Here is a 25,176-nt window from a genome sequence, read left to right as displayed (position 1 = left end):
TCAACTTAACGGCGAAGCTACGTCAGGTGGTAAAGGTCGTCAACCGCATTCCGCTGCGGTGTGTCGAGGACCCGCGTGGAGAGGCTCGCGAACGAGGCAGGCCTGGCGTCCAGCCGTCGACGACGAGGACGCCACTCCACCCGGGCACACCGCGCTCTGAAGGCGCAGGCCCCTACGCCCGCACCGACGCTAACCGAGCCCCGAGCCTCCGCACGCCCCGTGGACGATGGTGGAGTAGCCCGCCAGGGATGGCACCACGAGGTCAGACCAGCGCGCGGTGAACACCTGATGCGCGGCTTCGTCGCCGTAACCGAACTGCAGCGAGGGCTCGACGAGCGAACCTGTGGATCTAGGGCACATCACCCGCTGCCGCACGACGAGCAGCACCGTCGTCCCGGGAACCAGACCGCCCGCGCCAGGCGGGTGAAAGTCGGGATTGGCGATGACCTGGTCGCGATACGCCGGTGCGGTGAGCATCGCCAGGTCGGCTCTCACCGGATGGCCTGAGGAATCGACCAGGTGCACGGTGGCGCTCACTGTCGAGGGGCCACCGCCGACATAGGTCAACGTCTCTGCGAGCGTGAAGCGGTGCAACCTGTCGTCCGTGCTCACGCTCGTCTTGCCCACAGGCACGAACGGTTGCACCGCGACCAAGGTCGCGTGCGGCCGGGCTGACGGTTGCGGGCCGGGATAGGTCGTGGTCGCCGATGCCCGGCCAACCCGGTCGTCGGACCGCTGGCGCTCCAGTGCCGCTACGGCGGCCACAACGATCAGGAGCAGCATCACCGCCACGGCCGCCGGCCACAGTGGATGACCCGCGACCGTGGGACCCGGTCTCTCCGCTGCACGCAGCGGGTAGTCCGCTGCGGCGGGGTCGTCGAAGACCTCGGTCAGGTGCTCGACCGGCGAGTAGCCGTCGAGGTCCGCGCCCTCGTGTTCGCCGCGGTTCCTCACGGGCGGAACTCTACGGTCAGGCATGCACCTGGACGTAACGTCCGGCACGGCCCTCAGACGACGGTTCGCTCTCGAGCCTTTGGCATCATGGTGCGGTGACGACCGATGAGCGCAGCGATGACCCGATGGTGACCTCGACCGTGCTGCTCGGCGCCTCGAAGGTCCCGGAGGTGACCGTCGCGTTCTGGATCATCAAGGCGCTCACCACAGGCATGGGGGAGTCCACGTCGGATTATCTCGTCCACCGATTTCCCCCGGTGCTTGCGGTCATTGCGGGCTTCATCGCGTTCGTTGCCGCGCTCGCGGTGCAATTCGGGGCTCGTCGGTACGTCCCCTGGAAGTACTGGCTCGCGGTGGCGATGGTCGGCGTGTTCGGCACCATGGCCGCCGACGTGCTTCACGTCGGGCTGGGCGTTCCCTACGTCGTGTCGAGTGCGTTTTTCGTCGTGGCCCTCGCGACTGTGTTCGCGCTCTGGTACGCGAGCGAGCGAACCCTCTCGATCCACAGCATCCGGACCGTGCGGCGAGAGTTGTTCTACTGGGCCGCGGTCATGGCGACGTTCGCCCTCGGCACCGCCGCCGGAGACCTGAGCGCTGTCACCCTGCATCTGGGCTACTTCTCCTCAGGCCTGTTGTTCGCCGCCATCATCCTCATCCCCGCGATCGGCTACTGGAGGTTCGGCCTGAACCCGATCTTCGGTTTCTGGTTCGCCTACGTGCTGACCCGGCCCCTCGGTGCATCGTTCGCCGACTGGCTAGGGGTTTCCCATCGGCGTGGCGGGCTGAACCTCGGCCCAGGACCGGTGAGCCTCGCCCTGGCCCTGCTGATCGTCATCTCGGTTGCCTACCTGACGGTCACCGCCTCTCGACCCGCGCGTTCTCGACCCGCGCGCTCCTGACCCGCGTGTTCCTGACCCGCGCGTTCCTGACCAACGCGTTCTCGACCCGCGCGTTCTCGATACGGAGCGGGTTCGCCCCGTGTCCTAGGCACAGGTCCCCGGCGGTCGATCCGTGGCTGGCTCGCCTGCGAGTTGAGCCAGGCGCACCAACCCTGGCGTGAGGTTGTGGCGATAGCGATCCAGCGCGCCGGTCAGGCCGGGGGTAACCACCGTGTCCGCGGCGATGCGGGCCGGGTTGAGTGGCACCTGGTCAGCCCAGGCCTTGATGTCGGCCTCGGTCGCGAATGCCATCGCTGCCCTGGCGCCGAGCAGCTGCATCCGGGCCCACGATCGCGCCGAGTTCGAGTACGGCGATGGCGGGCACAACCGATTCTTCTCGACGTCCTCGTCACGGGTTGCCTCGACGTAGCCGGCGAGCGCGGCCGCGAAGCACGGGAAGCCGGCCCTGATGAGCTGCAAGGTGATCATGTCGCTGCGCCAGATCGGCACGAGAGGTCGCCGGCGAAGCCCCGATGCGGCGCAATGCACGACGAGCGCGCCCGGTGGAAGGTCGATCGTGCCGTGGTCGAACAGCAACCTTCCTGGCTCGACCCAACGAATGTGCCCCAGCCGGACCACGTTCGTGATGCTGCGCAACAGGTCGAGTTCCCAGGTGGCAAGCGTGGGGGTCTTGGCCATAGTGGGAGTGACCGACCTGTCGATGCGGATCATCACCCCGTCCGCTTCCAGGCGCAGGAACAAGTCGTCGGCAGATGATGCCCGGGCGGCGGCAGCAAAGATGTCTGCGGCCATTCCCATGAAGATGGCCGGATCGGGCTGTACGACGGCACGGTTGAGCATCCATGGGTCCCGCGGCCGCACCCAGCAGATGGAATCCGGGTCAACCCCGTTGGACAGCAGCCAGATGCACGCGTCCGTGGCGGTCTTGCCCGCACCGACGACCACGTACAGCGATGGCGCCTCGCCGAGGTTGATCAGTTCGTTGACGGCGACGACATGTCCGCCTTCGCCCACTCCGAACGGCGGGGGAGTGTCGGCCGGTGTGTGCGGCGAGAGGTAATGGGCATCGACGAGTCGGCAGCGACCTTCGACCTCATACCGTCGGCCCGACACGCGTGAGACGAACTGCCGATCACCGGTGTATTCGCAGTTCGGGAAGAAGCGCACCTTTCCAGAGGCAAGCATGCGCGTCGTCAGCACTCGTGCGTAGTACGCGCAGATCTCGGGTGCTGTGGCGCGCTCCTGCAGCCCCGCCTCCGGGCCGTCGTCCTGGACCCTGCCGGCTCCGAGCAGAGTGGAGGCCACGCCGTAGAACGCCGACGCCTGGTGCAGGCGCACGAAGGGATAGGCGGTCAGCCAGTGACCACCCACGCTGTGGCGCCGGTCCACGACAGCGACGCTGACGTCCGCATTGGTGATCAGGGCGTCGGTGAAGGCCATGCCCGCCGCACCGGCGCCGACGACGAGATAGTCCGCCTCCACCACCTGCGTCACCACGCACGTCATCCTGAGCGGATTCGCTGACGGGGTCAACCACTGTGTCGGCACGCACGCCGGGGCATTCGTCGCCGAAGGGCTTAGCGATCAGACTACTTGACTATCTACAGTACCAAGCATAACCTTGTAACGTGCCTTCCCGCCATGACCCGCAATTGCTCAAAGGTGTTCTGACGCTGCTGCTGCTCCGCCTTCTGGCCGAACGCGAGTCCTACGGCTACGAGGTGGTGCAGCGGCTGCACGCCCACGGGCTCGACAGTGTGCTCGAAGGCACCGTCTATCCCGCGCTGGCCCGGCTGGAGCGGGAACGATGGCTGATCTCCAGACTGGTGGCGTCGGATGCGGGACCGGCGCGCAAGTATTACCGCGTCACGCCGACCGGCTACGACGCGCTGATTGAAGCAACGGGCAGTTGGCTTGACCTCGTGGACGTCGTCTCGGGCGTACTGGAGCAACCACTGCCGACCCGACCCGGTAAAGGAGTGTGACATGGACACTGCTCGGTCCTTGGCTATCAGCTGGATAGACCGCCTGCGCATCGAACGACTCGTCTGGACGCTCGATCAACGCCTCTACGACCTGCCACGCAGATCCCGGATCGCCCATCGGCACGAAGTCCGGCAGAACCTGCTCACCGCAGCGACCGACGTCGGTACGACGGCTGCCCTTCGGGGACTCGGCAACAGCCGCGAACTGGCGGAGGAGTACCGCACGGCTCAATTCGGGATCGCCCCTCGGCCCGCTTACTACAGCGCCGCGCTGTTCCTGCTGACCGCTCAGCTGATCGGGACGTCGCTGCTCGGCGAGGCGGCCAACGCTTTCGCCCGTGGCATCACGGCCGCGAACCCGCACGCGTCCGGATCCTATGCGTGGAGCGGCATCGCGTACCTGCAGAGCGAGGTCACGTATCACTTCACCGACGGGCACGGCGATTGGCGCGGCGGTGCCTGGACACCGCTGGCCTGGGTGCTGTGGCTGACGGCCACGATCCTCGTCGGGCGACTGTGGCGCGTGATCCCTGGCCGGCACCGATCGGCCAGGACCGAGTGAGCGGACCCGGCAAGACAACCGCCGACGCACCCGATCCCACCGAGGAGCTCGACATGTCCCTGCCGCCCACGTTGCCCGCGCGCAGCCCTGGCCGACCGCCACGACCGATAACCGCCGCGAACTGGTTGGACCCCGATGTGCTGGGCTGGTCGTTTCAACACATGGCCGATGTGTTCCCCACGGTCGACGTCCGCCGAGGTCCGGCCGCAGGTGTCGAGCTGCGGTCTCGCCCCGTTGCCCTCGGTGCGCTGAGAGTTCCGTTGGCGGGCGGGTCATCGTCCACCGCGGCAGAGATCGTCGCCGCGACCAACACCGACGCCTGGATGGTCGTGTACGGAAACGACGTCGTCACCGAGCAGTACTTCGGTGGGATGGAGCCGGGGACGAGGCACCTGCTGATGTCGGTGAGCAAGTCGCTCGTGTCGACCGTGGCCGGCTCGCTGGTAGGGCAACGGTTGATCGACCCGGAGGCACAGGTGACCTCCTACGTCCCCGAACTGCGCGACAGCGGATACGCCGGTGCTCGCGTGCGACATCTGCTCGACATGCGCAGCGGGATCGAGTTTTCCGAGCGATACCTCGATCCCGACTCCGAGGTAGCCCGGTTGGATGCCGCAGTTGGCTGGGCACCCCCGCGCGGCGAGGGATCCCCCCGCACGATGAAGGAGTTTCTGCCGACCCTGAAACAGAACCGCCCGCACGGGGGTGCGTTCCTATACCGCAGCTGCGAGACGGACGTCCTCGGCTGGGTTTGTGAAGCGGCAGCGGGCCAGCGTTTCCATCAGCTCCTGTCGGACCTTGTCTGGTCACGGCTCGGGGCGCGTTACGACGCCTACCTGTGCGTCGACTCAGACGGCACCGGCATGTTCGACGGCGGGATCTGCGCCACGCTGGGCGACCTGGCACGGTTTGGGGCGATGATCCTCGGAGACGGAATGTCTCTGACCGGCGAGCGTGTTGTGCCGGCCGAGTGGGTGAGCGACATCTTCACCGGCGGCTCCGACTCCGCCGCTGCGTTCGCCGCGAGCCCCGACGACAACGATATGCCCGGCGGCATGTACCGCAGCAATTTCTGGTTTCCCAGCGCCAACCGCGACGTCGCCCTCTGTCTGGGAATTCACGGGCAAATGGTTTACATCAACCGGGCCACGGGCACGGTCGGGGTGAAGGTTTCCAGCTGGGCGGCCCCGATCGACGACGAGAAGGGCAGGGCAACCCTGCAGATGTTCGACGCCATCAGCGCCCACCTCACCGCCGCGGCCGACTGACCGGGCCGTTCGCTCCGGAGCGGATCGCTGAGCGCTATTGGGATGTCGTGCACTCGGACGAACCCTGGCAGTGCTCATCAGCTATGGGCTTCACCGTCGTGAATGGTCGCTGCCCGCAGTTTTCGCCCGGCCGCGTGCAGCCTCGGCACGGCATCGGCGATCAAGGCGTCGGTCATTCGGGTTACCGGTCCGGACACCGAGAGGGCGGTCCACGCCGGGCCGCTGTCCGGTACGACCACGGCGACGCACCGCACGCCGAGTTCCTGTTCCTGCTCATCGAGGGCGTAACCCCGCGAGCGTGTGTGCGCCAGGTCGTCCAGCAGGTCGCGCTCGGTCGTGAGGGTGTGGTCGGTGTAGCCGGCCAGCCCGCCCCGGCGCACCAGCGCGGTCAGCTCGGTGTCGCTGAGCTGGGCGAGCATGGCCTTGCCCACGCCCGTGCAGTGCAGCTCGACCCGGCGACCGACCTCGGTGAAGGTTCGCATCGAGTGAGCCGACGGCACCTGGGCCACGTACTCGGCGCGGTCGCCGGAGAGCACGGCCACGTTCGCGCTCTCGCCCGTGGAGGACACGAGATCGGCGAGCAAGGGGGTTGCGCCAGTGGCGGCGAGCCGTGCCGCGGATGCCCCCAGGGGTGTGAGCCGGAAACCCAGGGCGTAGCGGCGGTTGGGCAGCTGCCGCATCCACCCGCGCTCGACCAGCGTGTGCAGCAGTCGATGGGTCGTCGGCAGCGGAAGCCCCGCGGCGGCCGCGATTTCGGCGATCGGCAGGTGCCCGCCGCGCTGCTCGACGGCCTCGATGACGTCGAGTGCGCGATGCAGCGATTGAACGCCGGCGCGTTCGGCGGTAGGGGAGCTGGGGGGATTGACCACGCCGACGATGGTGTCATATGTTTCCGATATATAGAAGACGTATTCCACGATACGGAATTTGTGAGGGTGGTGCCCGAGGTGTCGGACTACGTGAGCGTTGGCGACCTGTCGGTGTCGCAGGTGTTGCATCGCTTCGTCGAGGACGAGGCGTTGCCGGCCTCCGGCGTGGCCAGCGCAGACTTCTGGGCCGGAGTTCAACAGGCGGTCGCCGAGCTGGGCCCTCGTCAGCGCGCGCTGCTCGACCGCCGTGAAGAACTGCAGACGGCCATCGATGCCTATCACCGCAACGCGCCAGGTCCCGTCTCGGATCTCCAGGGATACCAGGGTTTCCTTCGCGGCATCGGTTATCTCGTCGATGAGCCTGAGCAATTCAGCGTCTCGACCACGGGCGTCGATGTCGAGATCAGCGATCAGTGCGGACCGCAGCTGGTCGTGCCGATCCTCAACGCCCGCTTTGCTGCCAACGCTGCGAACGCCCGCTGGGGATCGTTGTACGACGCCTTCTACGGCAGCGACGTCATCGACCAGTCCGGCGAACTGGCTCCGGGGCGCCAGTACAACCCGCTTCGCGGCGAACAGGTGATCACCCGCGCTCGCGCCTTTCTCGATCAGGTGGCGCCGCTGACGAACGCCACCCACCGGCAGGTGATCGGTTACTCGATCGACGAGGAGGGCTTGCTCTGCCGCACCGCCGATGGGCAGGTTCGGTTGGCCGAGCCCGGCCAGATCGTCGGTTACCGAGGCGAACCTCAGGCGCCCGATGCGATCGTGCTGGTGCACCATCAATTGCACGTGGAGATCACCATCGACCGCGCTGATCAGGTGGGCGGCACGGACCCGGCCGGAGTCAAGGACATCGTGCTCGAAGCGGCGCTCACCTCGATCATGGATCTCGAGGACTCGGTCGCCGCGGTCGACGCGACCGACAAGGTCGCCGGGTACCGCAACTGGCTCCTGCTTATGCAGGGACGGCTGACGGCGGAAGTCAGCAAGAACGGCCGGACGTTCACGCGCGGGCTGAACGCGGACCGTTCGTACACCACGCTCCGGGGCCAGAGCGTGACGCTGCCCGGGCGGGCGTTGATGTTCGTCCGGCAGGTGGGTCACCTGATGACCACCGACGCCGTTCTGGACGCCACGGGCGCACCCGTGGCCGAAGGTATCGTCGACGCCTTCGTCACCGGGCTGGGGAGCTGCCACGACATCCGGGGCAACACCGCGCGGCCCAACTCGCGCACCGGTGCCATGTACGTCGTCAAGCCCAAGCAGCACGGGCCCGACGAGGTCGCTCTCACCGTCGACCTGTTCGGCCTCGTCGAGGACACGCTCGGGCTTGCCCGCAACACGATCAAGGTCGGCATCATGGACGAGGAGCGCCGCACGACGCTCAACCTGGCCGCGTGCATCCATGCGGCCCGTGAGCGAATCGCCTTCATCAACACGGGATTCCTCGATCGAACCGGCGACGAGATCCACACCGCCATGCTCGCCGGTCCGGTGGTCCGCAAGAACGATATGAAACGGGCGAGTTGGCTGGCAGCCTACGAGGACGCGAACGTGGACGTCGGGCTGGCCTGCGGTCTCATGGGACGCGCCCAGATCGGCAAAGGAATGTGGGCCGCCCCCGACAACCTCGCCGCAATGCTCAAGGACAAGATTGCCCAGCCCCGGGCCGGAGCAAACACCGCTTGGGTGCCGTCACCGACCGCCGCGACGCTGCATGCGCTGCATTACCACGCCGTCGACGTCAAGCAGCGGCAGCGCGAACTCCTTGCCGCCGGTCGCCGTGGGACGTTGAACGATCTACTCGTGCTGCCGCTGGCCGATCCTCGTTCGTGGAGCGAGGACGAGCGCCGCGCCGAGCTGGACAACAACGTCCAGGCGACCCTCGGCTACGTCGTGCGTTGGATCGATGCCGGTGTCGGTTGCTCGAAGGTTCCCGACCTCGCCGGGACGCCCTTGATGGAGGACCGCGCCACCTGCCGGATCTCCTCCCAGCACGTCTCGAATTGGCTGCACCACGGCGTGATCACCGCCGAGCAGGTGCACGAGAGCCTTCGCCGCATGGCCGTGCTGGTGGACGAGCAGAACTCCGACGATCCCGACTACCGTCCGATGGCGCCATCCTTCGACGGCGAAGCATTTCTCGCCGCGTCCGAACTGCTGCTCGACGGGGCGGCGCAGCCCTCTGGCTACACCGAGCCGATCCTGCACCGCCATCGGTTGGCCGCCAAGGCGCGCTGACCCCGAGCGTGATGCCTGCCGCCGCCCCGACATCATGGCCTTCGGCGTTCGTGGTCCCTCAGGTCATTCAGCGCCGCGATCTGATCGGGCGCGGTCCGGGCGCAGGGACCGGTACGCGAGCGTGATCAGTTCGACGCAGGTGTCGAGCGGGAGACGGGTGCTGTCCAGCTGAAGGTCATACAGCGACGGGTCGTCGATGCTGATGTTGTACAGCCGGCGGACGTAGTGCGCGCGGGCTCGGTCCACCTCGGCCCGTGCCTTACGGGCCTGTTCTAGGGAGACGTGTTCGATAGCGGCGCCCTGGACGATGCGGGCCTGCGTGGCGCCGCCGAGGTAAACGTGCAGCACGCCGGGTTCGCGCTGGAAGGCGGCCGCTCCGGCCCGGCCGTGGATGACGGCACCCGAGGCGAGGGCCGACCGCATGATCACTTCGGCCTGCTCGCGGAACAGATCGGAATCCTCCGGCGCGGGAAAGGCATTCTCCGGTGGAGCGGCGTCGGTACCCGCGCCGAGCACGCCGCCGGACAGCGGTGCGAGCACGCCGAGGAACCGATCGACCAGGGACCGTTTCAGCTGGCCACCCTCGGCTTCCTGGACCGATACGTGCAGGGCTGCCGCGACCTCGGTGCTGATGGCGCGGTCGAGCATCGGCACGCTCAGCGCGCGGGCCACGGCCGGCGCGATGTAGCTGCCGCCGGCGCCGTAGTTGGCGGTGATGGTGACTCCGGGCATCAGTGCCCACCTCCTGGGGCGGCCGCCACGACGGGTTCGGTCGGTGCAGGTGCTGACCCGGCGCCGCCGCGCAGTTGGACCTGTTTGATGAACAGCGCCGCGATGATGCTGAACGCGGACACTATTGTGCCGACGAGGAAAACTCGGTCGATGGCGTGTGAGTAGGCCTGGATGATGCCCTCGTGCAAAGCCGGGTTGCTGCGCTTGAGCGCGTTCAGGATGGCGGGACTCTGGACGAGTTGCGACACCTTGTCGCCCCCACTGGCCAGGGTCGCGGCCGGCAGATAGTGCGGGAACTCATAAGCGATGCGCGCGGTCAGAACAGCGCCCAGGGCGGAGGCGCCGATCGCGCCGCCCATCGACCGGAAGAACGTCACCGATGAGGTGGCCACACCCATCTGCCTCATGGGGACGGCATTCTGGACGACGAGGGTCAGGACCTGGATGAACAGGCCCAGACCGGCCCCGAACACCAGGATGTACAGGCCCACGACGGCCAGTGAGGTGTGGGCCCCGATGTGGGTCAGCAACCAGAGTCCGAGCGTGACGAGCACGGTGCCCGCCAGCGGGAACCACCGGTAGCGGCCCGTCCTCGAGATGTACCGCCCGGAGCCGATGCTCATCACCAGCAGGCCGATCAGCAAGGGCAGCAGCAACAACCCCGACACCGTCGCCGAGACCCCGTGGACGAGTTGCATGTACTGCGGTAGGAAGGCCAACGCTCCGAACATCGCGACACCACTGATGAAGGCGATCGTGTTGGAGACGGTGAAGATCTGCAGCCGGAACAGCTCCAGCGGCAGGATCGGTTCCCTGGCCAGATGTTCACGCACGCCGAAGCCCGCCAGCAGGATTGCCCCGAGGATGAACAGGCCGATGATCTGCCACGATCCCCACGGGTAGTCCGTGCCTCCGGACTGGGTGGCGAGCAGGATCGCCGACACACCGGCGACCAGCAGCAGCGCACCCCACCAGTCGATGTTGACCTCGCGGGTCCGCTTGGGCAGGTGCAACACGCGGTTGGTCACGATGAGCGCTGCGATACCCAGTGGCAGATTGATGTAGAAGATGTAGTGCCAGCTCAGATTGTCCACCGCGAATCCACCGGCCAGCGGGCCGACGACGCTGGAGACGCCGAAGACCGCGCCGAAGTAACCCTGGTACCGACCACGCTCGCGGGGTGGGATGACGTCGCCGATGATGGCGAAGACCAGCGAGATCAGGCCGCCGCCCCCGATTCCCTGCACGCCGCGGAACGCGATCAGCTCGAACATGTTCTGCGAGGCGCCGCACAGCATGGATCCGAGCAGGAAGACCACGATCGCCAGCTGGAAAACGCGCTTGCGCCCGTAGAGGTCACCAGCCTTGCCCCACAGCGGGGTCGAGGCCGTGCTGGCCAAGAGGTAGGACGTGATCACCCACGACAGCAGATCCGTCCGGTGAAAGTCACCGACGATCGTCGGCAGGGCGGTGGACACGATCGTCTGGTCCAGCGAGGCCAGGAACATGCCCATCATCAGGCCGGACATGATGACCAGGATCTGCCGATGGGTGAAACCGGTCTCCTGCGTCGCCTCGGCGTTCATCGATCACGTCTCCCGATCCGCAGTGCGAACATGATTCGACCGTACGCGACCTGCCGACAATCAACCGCTTTGGACTCTTGGCACCTGTATACGACGAAAGAGCAGCCTTGGTCGTGCTGGGCACCACGGTGTGCCGCAGCACTATCCCGGCCGCCGCGCTCGCGGCGTATCGTCCGTCCGGTAGTAGCGGAGGTGTCGGTGATGCTCCAGCACAGCACAGCGGGTCCGTTCGAGCTGGTTATCGAGCCGCGCAGTGACGCGTACTCCGCCGATGACGACCGGTGGCGCGACCAGGTCGCGGTGCTCGTCTCCGATCTTGAGCATGTGGCCGAGATCCGGCAGCGGCACCACGTCCGGGCTGGGGCCAAGGGGACCATCACCGAGGTCATCGTCGCGCTCGGCAGCGCGGGGGCCTTCACGACGACCTTCGAGATGTTCCGGGCCTGGCTCGCCCGAGACCGCGACCGCCGCGTCGACGTCCGCTGGGACGAGGACGGCCAGACGCATTTCGTGACCCTGACCGGTAGCGCCATCGATGTGGACAGCGTTCGCAGCATCGCCGAAGCAGCCGCGCGACGCGTGGGAGGGCCACAGTGGCCGCCAAGTACCGAGCGCTCCTGATCGGCAATGCCACCTATCCCGCCGACGAGCACAATCTTCAGCCGCTGAAGGGACCGCCGAATGACCTCGCCGCGCTCCGCCGCGCGCTGACCGACCAGGAAACGGGCCTCTTCGACGAAATCAACGTCACCCTGCTGAGTGAGACCACCTCCAGCAGAGCGCTTCGCGCGATCGGGACGTTCTTCGGATCGGCGCAGCGCGAGGACGTCCTGCTGCTCTATTTCAGCGGCCACGGAAAGCTCGACCAGCTCGGCCGGCTGCATCTATGTATGCAGGACACCGACAGCGCTGACCTGCTCGCCACCGCGGTCAGTAGCACCAGGATCAACGAGTTCGCGGAGGCGTCGCGGGCCCGGACGCTGGTGGTCGTCCTCGACTGTTGCTATGCCGGTGCCTTCCGGGGTGGCGAGTTCAGCGATGCGGTCGCCGGACCTGGCCGCTACGTCCTGACGAGCTGTCGCGGCACGCAGTTGGCCAACGACGCAACCGAGGCGGACGGGACGAGCCATTTCACCCAGCATCTGGTTGAGGGTCTGGTCGGCGCTGCCGTCGACCGTGACCACGACGGCTACGTCGACTTCTCAGACCTCTACGCCTACATCGACCGTCGTCTGCGCGCTGAGGGAAAGCAGATCCCACAGCGCAAGGTGGCCGGCGACGGTGACATTGCGTTGGCCAAGCGCCAAGGCGCACCGACTGCTGATCCGCCGCCGGGGCCGCCAGTCCGCTCTGATCCGGCCACAGGGCGTGCGAGGTCAGCCGGGCGGGACCGCTGGATCGGTCGCCGCACGACGCTCGCCGGTGTCAGCGTCCTTGCCGCTGCCGGGCTCCTCACCACGATCGTGCTGCTGCAGGGCACGTCGGGCTCGGGCGGACACGGCCATGTCGGCACGACACCGAACATCGTCGATCGCCAGTACTCGGCTGCCTCGCCGTGGAGACTGAAGATTCAGGACGCCGCCTCGGTCGACGGCGACCCCGGGTGCGCGGTCGCGATCCGATCGGCAAGCGGCACAACGATCCAGCTCGCCGCGGGAATCTACGATCCGGCGACTTTCCAGGTCGCGCAGACCGGTGCCCTGACCTTGCTGAAGAACGAATCCGGCTGCCAGCTCGCCCCACTGGCCGGGCCCGGCTCGCTCCCGCTTCCGGCCACCGTGGCAAACAGCCGGGGCGACACCGACGCCTTCGCGGTCACGGGCATGATCACGGTGACCGCGTCGGCTCTGACCGGAAGCACTTGCCCGGTGACGCTTCGCAATGCCGCGGACGGGACCGTGCTGAACTTCGAGCGCTTGACCGCGGCGACGCAGGCCCACCAGTTGAGCACTGGTGCGGCCCGCGCCGCCTATGTACAACACTCCGGGTGTGCGGTGCTGATCGCGGCTGCTCGGTAGGACAGCGTCGCCGATCAGAACTCGTCGTCGAACCCGACCGTGCCGCTGACCCCGACCTGGTACGACGAGACCTTGCGTTCGAAGAAGTTCGACAACTCCTGCACGTCCTGCAACTCCATGAACGCGAACGGGTTCTTCGAGCCGTAGAGCGGATCGATGCCCAACTGGGACAGTCGCCGATCGGCCACGTGCTGCAGGTATTCGCGCATGTCCAGCAGTGACATCCCGGACACTCCCTGCTCGAGCAGGTCTTCGGCGAAGGCCACCTCGCACTCGACCGCCTCCGCGATCATGTCCGTCACCTGCTGGGTGAGGTCTTCGTCGAACAGGTCGGGTTCCTCCGCGCGGACGGTGTCGACCACATCGAAGGCGAAGGCCATGTGCATCGACTCGTCGCGGAAGACCCAGTTCGTTCCCGACGCGAGCCCGTTGAGCAATCCGCGGGAACGCAGGAAGTAGACGTAGGCGAACGCACCGTAGAAGAACAGGCCCTCGATGCACGCCGCGAAGCAGATGAGATTGAGCAGAAAAGCCCTACGTTCCGGGGCATTCGTCAACCGGTGCAGCTGGTTGATGGAATCGATCCACTTGTAGCAGAACTCGGCCTTGCGACGGATCGAGGGGATGTTCTCCACCGCCGCGAACGCCTCGAACCGTTCAGTGTGATCGGGAACGTAGGTGTCGAGCAGGGTCAGATAGAACTGGACGTGCACGGCTTCCTCGAACAGCTGCCGAGACAGGTACAGCCGACCTTCGGGGGAGTTGACGTGCTGGTAGAGGTTCAGCACCAGGTTGTTGGAGACGATCGTGTCGCCGGTGGCGAAGAACGCGACCAGCCGGCTGACCAGGTGTTGCTCTGCGGGCGAGAGCCGCGCCAGATCCTTGAGGTCCGAATGCAGATCGACCTCCTCGACGGTCCAGGTGTTCTTGATCGCGTCGCGGAACCGGTCGTAGAAGTGCGGGTACCGCATCGGCCGCAGGGTCAGATCCATGCCCGGATCGAGCAGCATCGTCTGCGGCAAGCGGGAATCCCCTGATGGCGATGGTGCCGTCACTGGCAGGCCTCGCAGTTCTCGGGGTTCTCCAGGGAGCATGCGAGCGCTTGTTCGTCGGAGACGGTGGCGGACTGGTTCGCTGCCGCACCCGCCCGGGGCGTGGGGGCGACGGTCGCTTGCTGGATGCGGGTCGCTGGGCGCGACCGAAGGTAGTACGTCGTCTTCAAACCGCTCTTCCAGGCGTGCAGGTACATCGACGACAGCTTGCCGATCGACGGGGCGGCCATGAACAGGTTCAGCGACTGCGACTGGTCGATGTAAGGCGCCCGCGCCGCGGCGATATCGATTAAAGCCCGTTGCGGCAGCTCCCACGCGGTGCGGAACAACGTTCGGGCCTCCGCCGGTAACGCCAGGAGATCCTGGACCGATCCTTCGGCCCGCTTGATCGCGTCCCGGACCTCAGCCGTCCACAGTCCATGAGCTTTCAGATCACGAACCAGGGCGGCGTTGATCTGCAGGAATTCCCCACTGAGGGTTTCGCGCTTGAACAGGTTCGACACCTGCGGTTCGATGCACTCGTAACACCCGGCGATGGAGGCGATCGTCGCGGTGGGCGCGATCGCGATCAGCAGGGAGTTGCGCAGCCCGCTCGCCGCAACCCGCTCTCGCAGCGCGGTCCAACGCCCGGTCTGGGTCGGCGTGACGCCCCAGAGGTCCGGCTGCAGCTGTCCGCCGGCGGCACGCGTCTCGGCGTAGGCAGGGTGTGGTCCGAACTGCTCGGCGAGCTCGGCCGAGGTCTCCAGTGCGGTCAGGTAGATCTCCTCCGCGATCCGGGTCGACAGTTCCAGCGCGGCGGGGGAGTCGAAGGGCAGCCGCAACGCGAAGAACACATCCTGCAGCCCCATGACACCCAGGCCGACTGGACGCCAGCGCGGGTTGGACGCCGCGGCCTGCTCGGACGGGTAGTAGTTGATGTCGATGACCCGGTCCAGGAACGGCACGGCGGTCCGCACGGTCTGGCGGAGCTTGTCCCAGTCCACGCCGTCGGCCGCGGGCGTGAGATGGCGCGCCAGGTTGACCGAGCCGAGGTTGCAGACAGCGGTCTCGCCATCGTTGGTGACCTCGATGATCTCGGTGCACAGGTTGGACAGATGCACGACGTTGTGGGCCAGCGCGGTCTGATTCGACAGGCGATTGGACGCGTCCTTGAACACCATCCACCCGTTGCCGGTCTGGGCCAGGGTGCGCATCATCTTGCCGTAGAGGTCACGAGCCCTCACCTGCCGGACGAAACGCCCCTCGGCCTCGGCCGAACGGTAGGCCGCGTCGAAGGCGTCGCCCCATAGATCGGCCAGTTCGGGGACCTGGTCCGGGTCGATCAGCGACCACGGCTCGTCGGCCTCGACGCGCCGCATGAACTCGTCCGGCACCCAGTTGGCGAGATTGAGGTTGTGGGCGCGCCGGGCGTCCTCACCGGTGTTGTCCCGCAGTTCCAGGAACTCCTCGACGTCGGGGTGCCAGGTGTCGAGGTAGACGCACGCGGCGCCCTTGCGCCGGCCACCCTGATTCACGGCCGCGACGGAGGAGTCCAGCGTGCGCAGGAACGGGACGATCCCGTTCGACTGGCCGTTCGTCCCCCGGATCAGGGCGCCGCGCGAGCGGACGCGGGAGAAGGAGATCCCGATGCCGCCGGCGAACTTCGACAGGCGCGCGACCTGCTGGTAGCGCGAATAGATCGAGTCGAGCTCGTCCTTGGGCGAGTCGACGAGGTAGCAGGAGGACATCTGGGTGTGCCCCGTACCCGAGTTGAACAGCGTCGGGCTGCTGGGCAAATAGGCGAGCGAGGACATCAGTCGGTAGAAATCGATCGCCTCGGTCGTGGTGCGGGACAACCCGCAGGCGACGCGGAGCAGGAAGTACTGCGGGGTCTCGATGACCAGGCGATCCTTGGGATGCCGCAGCAGGTAGCGGTCGTAGACGGTGCGCAGGCCGAAGTACTCGAAGCGGCGATCGGCGTCCTCGTCGATGGCGAAGTCGAGCTTGCGGGCGTTGTCCTTGACGAAGCGCGCGGTCTCCTCGCCGATCAGGCCCTCAGCGTGCCCGAGGCCGATCGCCTGGCTGAACGAGGCGATGCCCTGGCCGCGGACCTCCTTCTCGACGTAGCTGGCCAGCAGCCGGGCCGCAAGCCGGGAGTACTGCGGCTCCTCGGTGATCATCTCGGCCGAGGTCTGGATCGACAGGCGGTCAAGTTCTGCGGTGGTCGCGCCGTCGTAGAGACCGCTGATCGTCTTGGTGGCGACGCGCAGCGGATCGACCTCGTCCAGGTCGCCGGCCCAGCGCTCGACCGCACGAACGATCTTGTTGACGTCGACCGCCTCGCTGTCGCCGTTTCGCTTGCGTACCTGCATCGTCTTTCGGGGCGCCGGGGATTCCGGCGTGGGAATGTCGATGGTGACCGTCATGGCTCTCTCCTCGCGAGCTGGGTCCGAACGGTCGGAGGCCGGCGCGAGGGGCGACGGAGCCGGCACACCCGATGGCGCCCGACCTGCCGTCTGCCGTCCCACGAGGCATCAGACCACCGCGCACGGGTGTGCGCGGTGCGCTGGCAGGTCTTCGGACTCGTGGGCGCGGCCGGCCGCTCGGGGTTCGAATCCCCGAGTACCCGCCACCTACTGGCCGTCGCTTCCCAGGCTGTGTGCCCAGTGCTTGTGTTGACGGCTGTCGTTCCCACTCACCGCTGCGGGGCAGTCCCGGATTCGCACCGGATTCCCTGTTGCCTCGACCCGCCTGGATGACGGGCGAACCAGCTGCGAGCACACCATATCTAGTGGTACTGACGATGTTGGTAACTACATGTCGTAGCGGCGTGTCGCACGTTCACTGCGCCTCGCTCGCTAGCTGTGCCCGCGTCCGGACTCGGCAACGCCTTCTCCGGAATCCTCAGGTTTGCGCGGCGCCGGCCGAATCGTCTGGAAAACCCGCCGGCAGGACCTCGCTGGCACGCCGAAGTGGAGCCGCGCGTGTATCCCGAGTACCAACCGGTGTATCCGAACATGGGGCCGGTCGGCATGCCGGTCGCGCCGCAGCCACGTGGTCGAGGACTGGCCATCGCCGGGTTGATCGTGTCGATCGTGGCCTTGATCGGCGTGCTGGTCATCGGGGTGGTCGTGCTCGCCACCGTGCCGTCCAGAGCATCGTCGTCGGGGCAGGGTGCCCTCGTCCCGCTCACCGGCCAATTGAACGCCGTACCGAGCGGGGCGTTGAGCGCAAGCGCGTTGGCCACCGCGGTGCGCGATCGAATCGCGCAGGACGGCGGGAGCGTGTCCCGCATGGACTGCCCGCCCACTCCGAAAGTGGCCCAGAACGTCGTGAGCGTGTGCCACGGTTCCATCAGTGGCGACGACTACGCTGTGCTGGTGTTCTTCGAGGATGCGCAGGGACGTTTCACCCTCGAACCGGTCTGAGGGACGATCCCTCCCTCAGGCGGACACCTCAGCTGCCGATGAGGCTCCTGTCAGCTACGGATCGGACAGCTCATGCAGTTCACACGCTCTCGCAGGTGTGCCCAGTCGCTGATGTGGCTGCTCGTCGCCACATATACCTGCCTGCTCACCGTTCACGGCTCGGCGTTCGAGCCGTTCGTGGACGGCTGGCTCTGCGTGCTCACGCAGTTCGTGCCCGCGCTGGTCTGCTGGCTCGCCGTGCCCGGGGCGGGCGCCCGCCGCCCCGAAATCTGCTGGCTGGCCATAGGCATCACGGCGTTCGCCTTCGGCAATGTAGCGCTGGTCCTGGCCGAGGCCCATCACACCTCGCTGGACGTTCCGTCGACTGCCGACATCGGGTATCTGGCCTTCTACCCTGCGGTCCTGGCCACGCTGGTCCTGGCCGCCCGTCGCGAGTTGCGCGCGGCGCGGCGCGGGATCTGGCTCGACAGCATCGTCGGCGGCTTCGGCGCCGCCGCCGCGGTCGCGGTGCTGCTCGGTCCCGCCTTCAGCGTGTCCGACCAGTCGATCGCCGGCACCCTCGTCTCGTTGTCCTTCCCGTTGCTCGACCTTGCCCTGGTGTTCGTGGTGGTCGCGATCGCGGCCCTCAAACGATTCCGGTTGTCGCCGTCGTGGATGGCCCTCATGGCGGGCTTCGCGGTATTCGCCTGCGCCGACGTGATCTATGACCGCAGCATCGCGAGCGGCAGCTATCACCTGGGCACCCCCCTGGACGCCACCTGGGCCATCGGATTGACGCTCACGACACTGTGGGCGACGCGTCGCCCGGCCGAGCGGGCGCCGGCTACCGCCCAGCCGACCGTTCTCGCCGTGCCGGCAATCGCGATAGCCCTCAGCCTGGGCGTTCTCATCACCGGCACGATCACTGCGGTGCCGATGGTCGCTGTCGCGCTGGCGGCACTGACGGTCGTACTGACCGGCGTTCGCACCCAACTTGCGTTCGGTCATCAATGGCGCCTGGGCGAACTCCGTCGACAGGCCGGTACCGATGACCTCACGGGACTGGCGAACCGGCGGGCGTTCTATGCGCAGGCGGCGCGCCAACTCGCCGTCTCGCCCCGGTCGGCGCTCCTGCTGCTGGACCTCGACAAGTTCAAGGAAGTCAACGACAGCCTCGGGCACCACATCGGCGATCGACTGCTCGTCGGTCTCGGAGCGCGTCTGGCTACCCTGCTTCGAGACTACGATCTGCTGGCCCGGCTCGGCGGAGACGAGTTCGCGCTGCTGCTGACTGACGTCGATCAGGCCCAGGCCGAAGCCGCAGCCTCTCGCATCCACGCCGAGCTCGCCGCCCCGTTCGCGCTCAACGACATCATGATCGCAACGGACGTGAGCATCGGCATCGCGCTGGCCCCCGAGCACGGCATGGAGGTCAGCGGACTGCTGCGTCGGGCCGACATCGCGATGTACAAGGCGAAGCGGGCGCGATTGAAGAGCCACGTCTACGCCGCCGCCGACGAGAGCAACGGCGATGATCGCCTGCGAACGCTGCAAGAGCTGCGGACCGCGCTGCACACCGATCAGTTCGTCCTGCACTTCCAGCCCAAACTCGATCTGCGGACGGACGAGATCTGCGGGGTCGAGGCGCTGGTTCGCTGGGATCATCCCCGGCGGGGACTGGTCTATCCCGACGGCTTCCTGCCGCTGATCGAGGAGGGCGGCATGATGCCCGCTCTCACCGAACGGGTCCTCGCGCTTGCGGTGGCCCAGGCGGCCGATTGGGCCGCCCTCGGCCGTCCACTGCCCGTGGCGGTGAACGTATCGGCCAGCTCACTCGTCGATGACGAGCTTCCCGAGTTCATCGCGCAGCGGCTCGCCGCCCGACAACTACCCGCTTGCATGCTGAAGCTCGAGATCACCGAAGAATCCTTGATGGATGATCGCGATCGTGGCCGTCGCATCCTGCATCGGTTGCGCGATCAGGGCATCGAGATCTCGGTGGACGACTTCGGCACTGGCTACAGTTCGCTGGCCTACCTGCGCGATCTGCCCATCGACGAACTGAAGCTCGACCGGGCGTTCGTGTTCCCGATGGCCGACGATGCGCGCGCGGCCGCACTTGTCGTGTCCACGATCGGGCTGGCCCACAGCCTGGGTCTGCGGATGGTGGCCGAGGGTGTGGAGAACGACACCGCGCTGGCCGAACTGGCTCGGCACGGGTGCGACCAGGCCCAGGGTTTCCACATCGCTCGCCCGATGCCGGCCGTCGAGCTGGACCATTGGCTGTCCCTTCGAGTGCGTGAGCGTCAGACCCTGCCCGCACGCTGATCGACTCTTCTCCGCGATGTCGCCGGAAGACGAAGGCGAGCTGTTCGTGCCCGCGCATGGCCGCGGGACCGCGATCGCGAGTACGAGTCGAAGGGGGTACTGCGGTTACCTGGGCGGGCAGACCCTCCCCACCGCCGGCACGGTCGGCTTCACTGGTCACATGAGCACAACGGACACCGCGTTCGGCACCGGAGCGATCACGGTGATTGTGCGGCCGTCACAGACCTGGGAGCAGACATGAGAGCAGCACTCTTCAACGGCAAGGCGAACATCACGCTCGGCGAGCGCCCCGAACCTCGCATCGAAGCGCCCAGCGATGCCATCGTCCGGGTGGTTCGAGGCTGTGTGTGCGGGTCGGACCTCTGGTACTACCGCGGCGTCAACCCGCACAAGATCGGCAGCATCGGGCACGAGTACGTCGGCGTCGTCGAAGAGGTCGGCGAGGATGTCACCGATCTGACCAAGGGCGACTTCGTCATCGCACCGTTCACGTTCAGCGACGGCGAATGCCCAGCGTGCCTCGCCGGGTTCCAGTCCAATTGCAGCCACGGCGGAGCCTTCGGAGACGGCGAGCACGACGGCGGTCAGGGTGAGCTCGTTCGCGCCCCCTTCGCCGACGCGACATTGGTGAAGGTCCCCGGCTCGGATTTCACCGACGAGCAGCTGGCCTCCTTCACCGCGCTGTCCGATGTCATGTGCACCGGCTACCACGCCGCGCGGATGGCCGACGTCAAGGTCGGCGACACGGTGGCCGTGGTGGGCGACGGCGCGGTTGGGTTGTGCGCAGTGATCGCGGCCAAGAAGCTGGGAGCCGGACGCATCATCGTCCTCAGCCGCAATCCGGCCCGACAGGCGCTCGCCGTCGAGTTCGGGGCCACCGACATTGTGGAGGAGCGCGGGGAGGCGGCAGTTCAGGCCGTCGTGAAACTGACCGACGGTATCGGTGTCAACGCCGCCCTGGAGTGCGTCGGCACCGACCAGTCGATCGAGACGGCCGTCGGCGTCACCCGCGCGGGAGGCATGATCGGAGCAGTAGGGGTTCCGCTGTATGAGAACTTCAAGTACCAGAGCATCTTCTGGAAGAACGTGGGAATCCGTGGCGGCGTGGCGCCGGCACGGCAGTACATCCCCGAGTTGCTCGCCGATGTCATGGCCGGTCGCATCAACCCTGGTCGCGTTTTCGACTTCGAAGCCGATCTCGACCACGTCGGCGAGGCCTACGCAGCGATGGACGAACGCCGTGCGGTGAAGTCACTGCTGAGGGTCAGCGAGCTCTGATACTCCCCAAAGCACGTCTCGGCCCGAGGGCCTGTGCGACCCGGAACCTGTCCGACCCGAAATCCCACCTGAGGAGCCGCAGCATGCAACGTCAGCCCACGCCCACCACCGTCAAGACCCCGGCGGAGAACTTCACCGGCGACGTCTACCTCGATCCCGTCTTCAGCGGCGACGGTAAGTCGCAGCTCGTGGTTGGCCTCGTCCGGTTCACCCCGGGCGCGCGGACGAACTGGCACTCGCACGCCAACGGGCAGCTGTTGCGGTGCACCGACGGCACCGGCCTGGTGGCGACCCGCGACGGGCGCGCGTTCCGGATGCGAGCCGGAGACGCGGTCTGGACACCGGCCGGCGAACAACACTGGCACGGCGGGACGTCGGAGACGATGATGTGCCACTACGCGATTCTCGACGCCGCCGGCGACGGCGAGGCCACCACGTGGCTCGAGCCGGTCAGCGATGAGCAGTACGCCGCCGCGCACACAGCCGCAGCCGCCACTGACTGAAGGCGCGGGCGACCCGCTACGGTTCGTCTCACAGATCGAACTTGGGAGGTTGTCGTGGGGCAAGTCGTCGACTTCGTGAACGTGTCCAGCGCCGGGCTGGAATCCTCGCCCGTAGCGGAGGCGCTCGCCGGATTGAGAGCGAACGAAGCGCGCTATTTCAAGAACAAGTACGACCACGTCTTCACGGTCGAGTCGGCCGACGAGGCGAGCGCAACGATCGACTGGGTGAATCGCGTCCTGCAGGACGAGCGCGGGATCGTGTTCGCGAGCCGTCCCCTGGAGGCGACGTCCTTCGAAGTCGAGGGCATCCGGATGGCCTACGTCTTCTACGAGTCGGGCCTGTCGGTCAACGTGATGTACACGATCGCGGATGCGGGTAAGCGCGCGGTCGGGTTCAAGCTGTCACAGGGGATGGACATTCCCGACGAGCTCGCACCGCAGTTCAAGTTCGCCCGGCAGAAGTCGAAGCTGGCCGGCGAGATCCGCGGTTCGTACTTCGTGATCAAGGGCGAGCACTGAGTCGCCGCCGGGGGCGGCCACAGCAGTTCGATGCACGGATCCAGCGACCCACGTCCGTCAGCGCGAACGTCGGACGCGGGCTAGGCTGAGCGCCGAAACCACGGCCCAGACGCCCTCCAGCAGCAGGAATCCCCACTGCCTCAACAGGACGGCCTGGACGGCGAGGATCGCCGATCCGGTCAGATTCAGGATGAGATATCTGGCTGATCGCTGCTCCAACACGCCGGTCTGCGCCAACGCGAACCCGGCCAGTACGAGCAGCGAGCCGACGACCTGGATGAGCTGGTTCACCAGGCCGCAATCGGGAGGGCCGGACCGCCATCACGCATCGGGGGCGTCCAGACCGGCGGGCGGCTCGATCGTTCGTGGGGTCAGCGCCAGCCGGCGCGTATGACGGGCGATTTCCTCCAGCGACGTCAGCCAGACGTCGTCGCAGCCGGCTACGTGGGCCATGAGCTGGTCGAGCTGGTGAGCTCGCGACGTTCGCCCCGACAGGAACGGATGGTTGGTGAGCACCCAACAGCCACCGACCGTTCGCAGGCCTTCGAACTCGGCCTGCCAGAGCTCGCGGGCTTTCGCCGGTGTCTCGATGAGGCCACTGCCGGAGACGTCGGGCAGGAAGCAGTATTGCTCCCAGTCGTCCAGGGACCACTGGATCGGAATCTCGACGATGGAGCTCGTCGCGCCTGGGGTCAGGGCCAGCTCGTAGGGGTGGTCGGCGTCCATCAGGCTGGAGTCGTAGAGGAAGTCCCGCGCCGCCAGCAGCTCAGGAGTGTGCCAGGACAGATCCCACATCGGCGCTCGATAACCGACGGGACGGATACCGGCAACGCGCTCCAACGCGTCCAGACCGCGGTCGAGAGCCTCGGCTTCCTCGGCCACGGTGAGGCCGGTGGGTTGTTCGTGCAGGTAGCCGTGGTGGGCGATCTCATGCCCGGCCGCGACGATGTCGCGGACCACGGTGGGGTACCGCTCGGCGGTGTAACCGGGTACGAAGAAGGTTGATCTGATCTGGTGCCGGTCCAACAGGGCGAGCAGCCGCGGGACGCCGACAAGCGGGCCGTAGGCCTGATGGCTCATCACGCTCATGCGGGTGCCGTTGTGCGGAGTTCGCCAGAGCACCGCGGACTCGGCGTCGATGTCGAAGGTGAACGACGCGGCCGACGTCTTTCCGTCCGGCCAGGGCAGGGCCGCCGCGGGGGAGCTCATCGACGCTTTCCCATCGCCATGATCGTCACCAGTTCGTAGGCCAGGTTTGCCGCCGCCACTGCGGTGATCTCGGCGTGGTCGTACGCGGGCGACACCTCGACGATATCCGCTCCGACGACGGGTAGTTCGCTCATGCCCCGCAGGACGGCCAGCAGTTCGCGACTGGTCATGCCGCCGGCTTCGGGTGTACCCGTCGCCGGCGCGAAGGCCGGGTCCAGCACGTCGATGTCGATGGAGACGTAGACCTTCGCCGTGCCCACGCGGTCGAGTACGCGTTCCAGGACCCCGGCGACGCCGATCCGTTCGATGTCGCGGCAGTGCACGATCGTGAATCCCAGCTCGACGTCGTCGAGCAGATCCTGCCGGTCGTACAGCGACCCGCGGATGCCGACGTGGGCGGAATTCCCCTTGAGCAGCAGGCCTTCCTCCGATGCGCGGCGAAACGGAGTGCCGTGGGTGGTCGGCGCGTCGAAGTAGGTGTCCCAGGTGTCCAGGTGCGCGTCGAAGTGCACCAGCGCGACCGGACCGTGCACGGCATTGATCGCTCGCAGCGCAGGCAGGGCGACCGTGTGATCGCCGCCGAGGGCAAGGAAGGGGCGGCCGTCGCCGATCAGTGGCGTGAGTCCCTGCTCGATCTGCTGGAGGGCAGCCGCGATGTCGAAGGGGTTGCAGGCGATGTCTCCGGCGTCGACGACCTGCGCCTCACGGAACGGTTCGGCGTCCAGCGCGGGGTTGTAGGGCCGCAGGAGCCTCGATGCCTGCCGGATGTGCGACGGGCCGAAACGGGCTCCTGGCCGGTAGGTCACACCGGTGTCGAACGGCAGTCCGACCACGGCGACGTCGTAGGCGTTGACGTCCTCCAGGCGGGGCAGCCGAGCGAACGTCGTCAAGCCCGCATACCGGGGGACTTGCAGTCCGTCGATCTGACCGACGATTCCGTCGGGGGAGTGCTGGTGTTGCTCGGTCACGGGTTCTCGTCCCTCTGATCATGACTGCAGCTATGGCGGCGGGGCTTACTCACGCCCGGGTACGGGTCGAGCCTCCGTTGGCTTGGACGACTTGGCCGACCATCGCCGAGAGGCGGAAGTCCGACAACAACGCCACGACCCCGGAGATCTCCTCCGGCGCGCCGATCCGGCCCAACGGGATGCCCGCGGCGTATCGGGCATGGATCTCGGCCAGGCTCACTCCGGCGTCGTGGGCGTCGACCTCCAACTGCGGGGTGTCGGTGACGCCGGGTGCGACGGCGTTGACGATGATCGACTCCGGCGCCAGTTCGCGTCCCAGCGTCTTGACGAGAGCGATGAGGCCGGCCTTGGAGGCCGCGTACGCCGTCGCTTGCGGCCAGCCGATGACGCCCCACTCGCTGGCCACCACCACGATCCGGCCGCCACCGCGGCTGCGCATGCCGGGGAGCACGGCCTGGATGAGGTGGAAGGTGCCGCCCAGATTCGTGTCGAGGACCTTCCACCAGTCAGCCAGGTCGTAGTCGAGGAACGCCGCCATGCTCATGTAGGCGTGGTTGGCGACAAGGACGTCGACGGGTCCGAGTTGGGCTTGGACGCCGGCAACCAGGCGCTGGACCTCGGCTGGATCGCTCACGTCGCCCGGAGCGGCGATACCGCCGATCTCACCGGCGAGTGCGGTGAGCGCCGGCGAGGAAGTGAGGTCATTGACCGCCACTGTCGCACCGTCGGCCGCCAGGCGTCGGGCGTGTGACGCCCCCATGCCCTGAGCGGCACCGGTGACGAGCGCGATCTTGCCGGTCAGTGGCGCATCCTGGA

General features: G+C 67.1%; 23 protein-coding genes and 1 riboswitch. Of the genes, 12 read left to right on the top strand and 11 right to left on the bottom strand.

Features of this window, described 5'->3' with window-relative positions:
• Positions 1–189: 189 nt before the first annotated feature.
• Entirely contained in the window at positions 190–954 is a 765-nt protein-coding gene (locus M6D93_RS11755; RefSeq protein ID WP_249769397.1) for a hypothetical protein, read from the bottom strand.
• A gap of 125 nt (positions 955–1,079) precedes the next feature.
• Between M6D93_RS11755 and M6D93_RS11750 the strand changes: the two genes are divergently transcribed.
• Positions 1,080–1,853 (top strand): COG4705 family protein, encoded by a 774-nt coding sequence (locus M6D93_RS11750; RefSeq protein WP_347343631.1) that lies wholly within the window; start codon positions 1,080–1,082, stop codon positions 1,851–1,853.
• A gap of 84 nt (positions 1,854–1,937) precedes the next feature.
• Here M6D93_RS11750 and M6D93_RS11745 read toward each other — a convergent pair whose 3' ends face one another.
• On the bottom strand, positions 1,938–3,347 hold the full coding sequence (locus M6D93_RS11745) for an NAD(P)-binding protein (protein ID WP_347343630.1): 1,410 nt from the start codon (positions 3,345–3,347) through the stop codon (positions 1,938–1,940).
• A gap of 134 nt (positions 3,348–3,481) precedes the next feature.
• On the opposite strand from M6D93_RS11745, the gene M6D93_RS11740 reads away from it, so the two are divergent.
• Genes M6D93_RS11740 through M6D93_RS11730 form a run of 3 tightly spaced genes read left to right on the top strand, consistent with a single transcriptional unit; the run spans position 3,482 to position 5,668 of the window.
• Positions 3,482–3,838: a PadR family transcriptional regulator gene (locus tag M6D93_RS11740; RefSeq protein ID WP_249769394.1), complete on the top strand. Its 357-nt coding sequence runs from the start codon at positions 3,482–3,484 to the stop codon at positions 3,836–3,838.
• Position 3,839: 1 nt separating this feature from the next.
• Positions 3,840–4,400: a hypothetical protein gene (locus tag M6D93_RS11735; RefSeq protein WP_249769393.1), complete on the top strand. Its 561-nt coding sequence runs from the start codon at positions 3,840–3,842 to the stop codon at positions 4,398–4,400.
• 53 nt (positions 4,401–4,453) lie between these two features.
• Positions 4,454–5,668 carry a serine hydrolase domain-containing protein gene (locus M6D93_RS11730; protein ID WP_249769392.1) on the top strand — a complete coding sequence of 405 codons (1,215 nt, stop codon included), beginning with the start codon at positions 4,454–4,456 and terminating at the stop codon, positions 5,666–5,668.
• 77 nt (positions 5,669–5,745) lie between these two features.
• Here M6D93_RS11730 and M6D93_RS11725 read toward each other — a convergent pair whose 3' ends face one another.
• Positions 5,746–6,537 (bottom strand): IclR family transcriptional regulator, encoded by a 792-nt coding sequence (locus tag M6D93_RS11725; protein ID WP_249769391.1) that lies wholly within the window; start codon positions 6,535–6,537, stop codon positions 5,746–5,748.
• Positions 6,538–6,615: 78 nt separating this feature from the next.
• On the opposite strand from M6D93_RS11725, the gene M6D93_RS11720 reads away from it, so the two are divergent.
• On the top strand, positions 6,616–8,781 hold the full coding sequence (locus M6D93_RS11720) for a malate synthase G (RefSeq protein ID WP_347343629.1): 2,166 nt from the start codon (positions 6,616–6,618) through the stop codon (positions 8,779–8,781).
• Positions 8,782–8,844: 63 nt separating this feature from the next.
• On the opposite strand, the gene M6D93_RS11715 is transcribed toward M6D93_RS11720, so the two are convergent.
• Both M6D93_RS11715 and M6D93_RS11710 read right to left on the bottom strand, forming a co-directional pair.
• Positions 8,845–9,513 (bottom strand): cytidylate kinase-like family protein, encoded by a 669-nt coding sequence (locus M6D93_RS11715; RefSeq protein WP_249769389.1) that lies wholly within the window; start codon positions 9,511–9,513, stop codon positions 8,845–8,847.
• Positions 9,513–11,099, bottom strand: a complete 1,587-nt coding sequence (locus tag M6D93_RS11710) for an MDR family MFS transporter (protein ID WP_249769388.1) — start codon at positions 11,097–11,099, stop codon at positions 9,513–9,515. Before M6D93_RS11710 ends, M6D93_RS11715 begins: the two co-directional genes overlap by 1 nt.
• A gap of 201 nt (positions 11,100–11,300) precedes the next feature.
• On the opposite strand from M6D93_RS11710, the gene M6D93_RS11705 reads away from it, so the two are divergent.
• Positions 11,301–11,720, top strand: a complete 420-nt coding sequence (locus M6D93_RS11705) for an effector-associated constant component EACC1 (protein WP_249769386.1) — start codon at positions 11,301–11,303, stop codon at positions 11,718–11,720.
• Entirely contained in the window at positions 11,693–13,117 is a 1,425-nt protein-coding gene (locus M6D93_RS11700) for a caspase family protein (RefSeq protein ID WP_249769384.1), read from the top strand. The genes M6D93_RS11705 and M6D93_RS11700 overlap by 28 nt, the downstream gene beginning before the upstream one ends.
• Before the next feature lie 14 nt (positions 13,118–13,131).
• Here the strand turns inward: M6D93_RS11700 and M6D93_RS11695 are convergent, their stop codons facing one another.
• Both M6D93_RS11695 and M6D93_RS11690 read right to left on the bottom strand, forming a co-directional pair.
• The gene (locus M6D93_RS11695) at positions 13,132–14,127 is read right to left on the bottom strand and encodes a ribonucleotide-diphosphate reductase subunit beta (protein ID WP_347343628.1); all 996 of its coding nucleotides are present in this window, start codon (positions 14,125–14,127) and stop codon (positions 13,132–13,134) included.
• A gap of 41 nt (positions 14,128–14,168) precedes the next feature.
• Positions 14,169–16,574: a ribonucleoside-diphosphate reductase subunit alpha gene (locus M6D93_RS11690; RefSeq protein WP_249769381.1), complete on the bottom strand. Its 2,406-nt coding sequence runs from the start codon at positions 16,572–16,574 to the stop codon at positions 14,169–14,171.
• Between the two features lie 125 nt (positions 16,575–16,699).
• A riboswitch (cobalamin riboswitch) is annotated at positions 16,700–16,935 on the bottom strand.
• Between the two features lie 197 nt (positions 16,936–17,132).
• Here M6D93_RS11690 and M6D93_RS11685 point away from each other — a divergent pair.
• The 5 genes from M6D93_RS11685 to M6D93_RS11665 all read left to right on the top strand — a co-directional run bounded on the left by M6D93_RS11685 (position 17,133) and on the right by M6D93_RS11665 (position 22,183).
• Positions 17,133–17,576 (top strand): hypothetical protein, encoded by a 444-nt coding sequence (locus M6D93_RS11685; protein ID WP_249769380.1) that lies wholly within the window; start codon positions 17,133–17,135, stop codon positions 17,574–17,576.
• A gap of 72 nt (positions 17,577–17,648) precedes the next feature.
• Complete coding sequence (locus M6D93_RS11680; RefSeq protein WP_249769379.1) at positions 17,649–19,883, top strand: putative bifunctional diguanylate cyclase/phosphodiesterase; 2,235 nt, start codon at positions 17,649–17,651, stop codon at positions 19,881–19,883.
• 237 nt (positions 19,884–20,120) lie between these two features.
• Positions 20,121–21,161, top strand: coding sequence for a zinc-dependent alcohol dehydrogenase family protein (locus tag M6D93_RS11675; protein ID WP_249769378.1), 1,041 nt, complete (start codon positions 20,121–20,123; stop codon positions 21,159–21,161).
• An 83-nt stretch (positions 21,162–21,244) separates the two neighbouring features.
• Positions 21,245–21,664, top strand: a complete 420-nt coding sequence (locus M6D93_RS11670; protein ID WP_249769377.1) for a (R)-mandelonitrile lyase — start codon at positions 21,245–21,247, stop codon at positions 21,662–21,664.
• A gap of 54 nt (positions 21,665–21,718) precedes the next feature.
• Positions 21,719–22,183: a hypothetical protein gene (locus M6D93_RS11665; protein WP_249769376.1), complete on the top strand. Its 465-nt coding sequence runs from the start codon at positions 21,719–21,721 to the stop codon at positions 22,181–22,183.
• A 57-nt stretch (positions 22,184–22,240) separates the two neighbouring features.
• On the opposite strand, the gene M6D93_RS11660 is transcribed toward M6D93_RS11665, so the two are convergent.
• Genes M6D93_RS11660 through M6D93_RS11645 form a run of 4 tightly spaced genes read right to left on the bottom strand, consistent with a single transcriptional unit; the run spans position 22,241 to position 25,120 of the window.
• A complete protein-coding gene (locus M6D93_RS11660) occupies positions 22,241–22,474 on the bottom strand; it encodes a CBU_0592 family membrane protein (protein WP_249769375.1) in 234 nt (77 codons plus the stop codon).
• Positions 22,475–22,504: 30 nt separating this feature from the next.
• A complete protein-coding gene (locus tag M6D93_RS11655) occupies positions 22,505–23,392 on the bottom strand; it encodes a polysaccharide deacetylase family protein (RefSeq protein WP_249769374.1) in 888 nt (295 codons plus the stop codon).
• Positions 23,389–24,360 carry an agmatinase gene (speB, locus tag M6D93_RS11650; RefSeq protein ID WP_249769373.1) on the bottom strand — a complete coding sequence of 324 codons (972 nt, stop codon included), beginning with the start codon at positions 24,358–24,360 and terminating at the stop codon, positions 23,389–23,391. The genes M6D93_RS11655 and speB overlap by 4 nt, the downstream gene beginning before the upstream one ends.
• Positions 24,361–24,409: 49 nt before the next feature.
• On the bottom strand, positions 24,410–25,120 hold the full coding sequence (locus tag M6D93_RS11645) for an SDR family NAD(P)-dependent oxidoreductase (protein WP_347343627.1): 711 nt from the start codon (positions 25,118–25,120) through the stop codon (positions 24,410–24,412).
• Positions 25,121–25,176 lie beyond the last annotated feature (56 nt).

Origin of the sequence: Jatrophihabitans telluris, assembly GCF_023516435.1 — a bacterium.
In the GTDB taxonomy this organism is placed as follows: Bacteria; Actinomycetota; Actinomycetes; order Mycobacteriales; family Jatrophihabitantaceae; genus Jatrophihabitans_A; species Jatrophihabitans_A telluris.
Note: the sequence above shows the minus strand (reverse complement) of the source record. Positions and strands in the feature narration are given on the sequence as shown.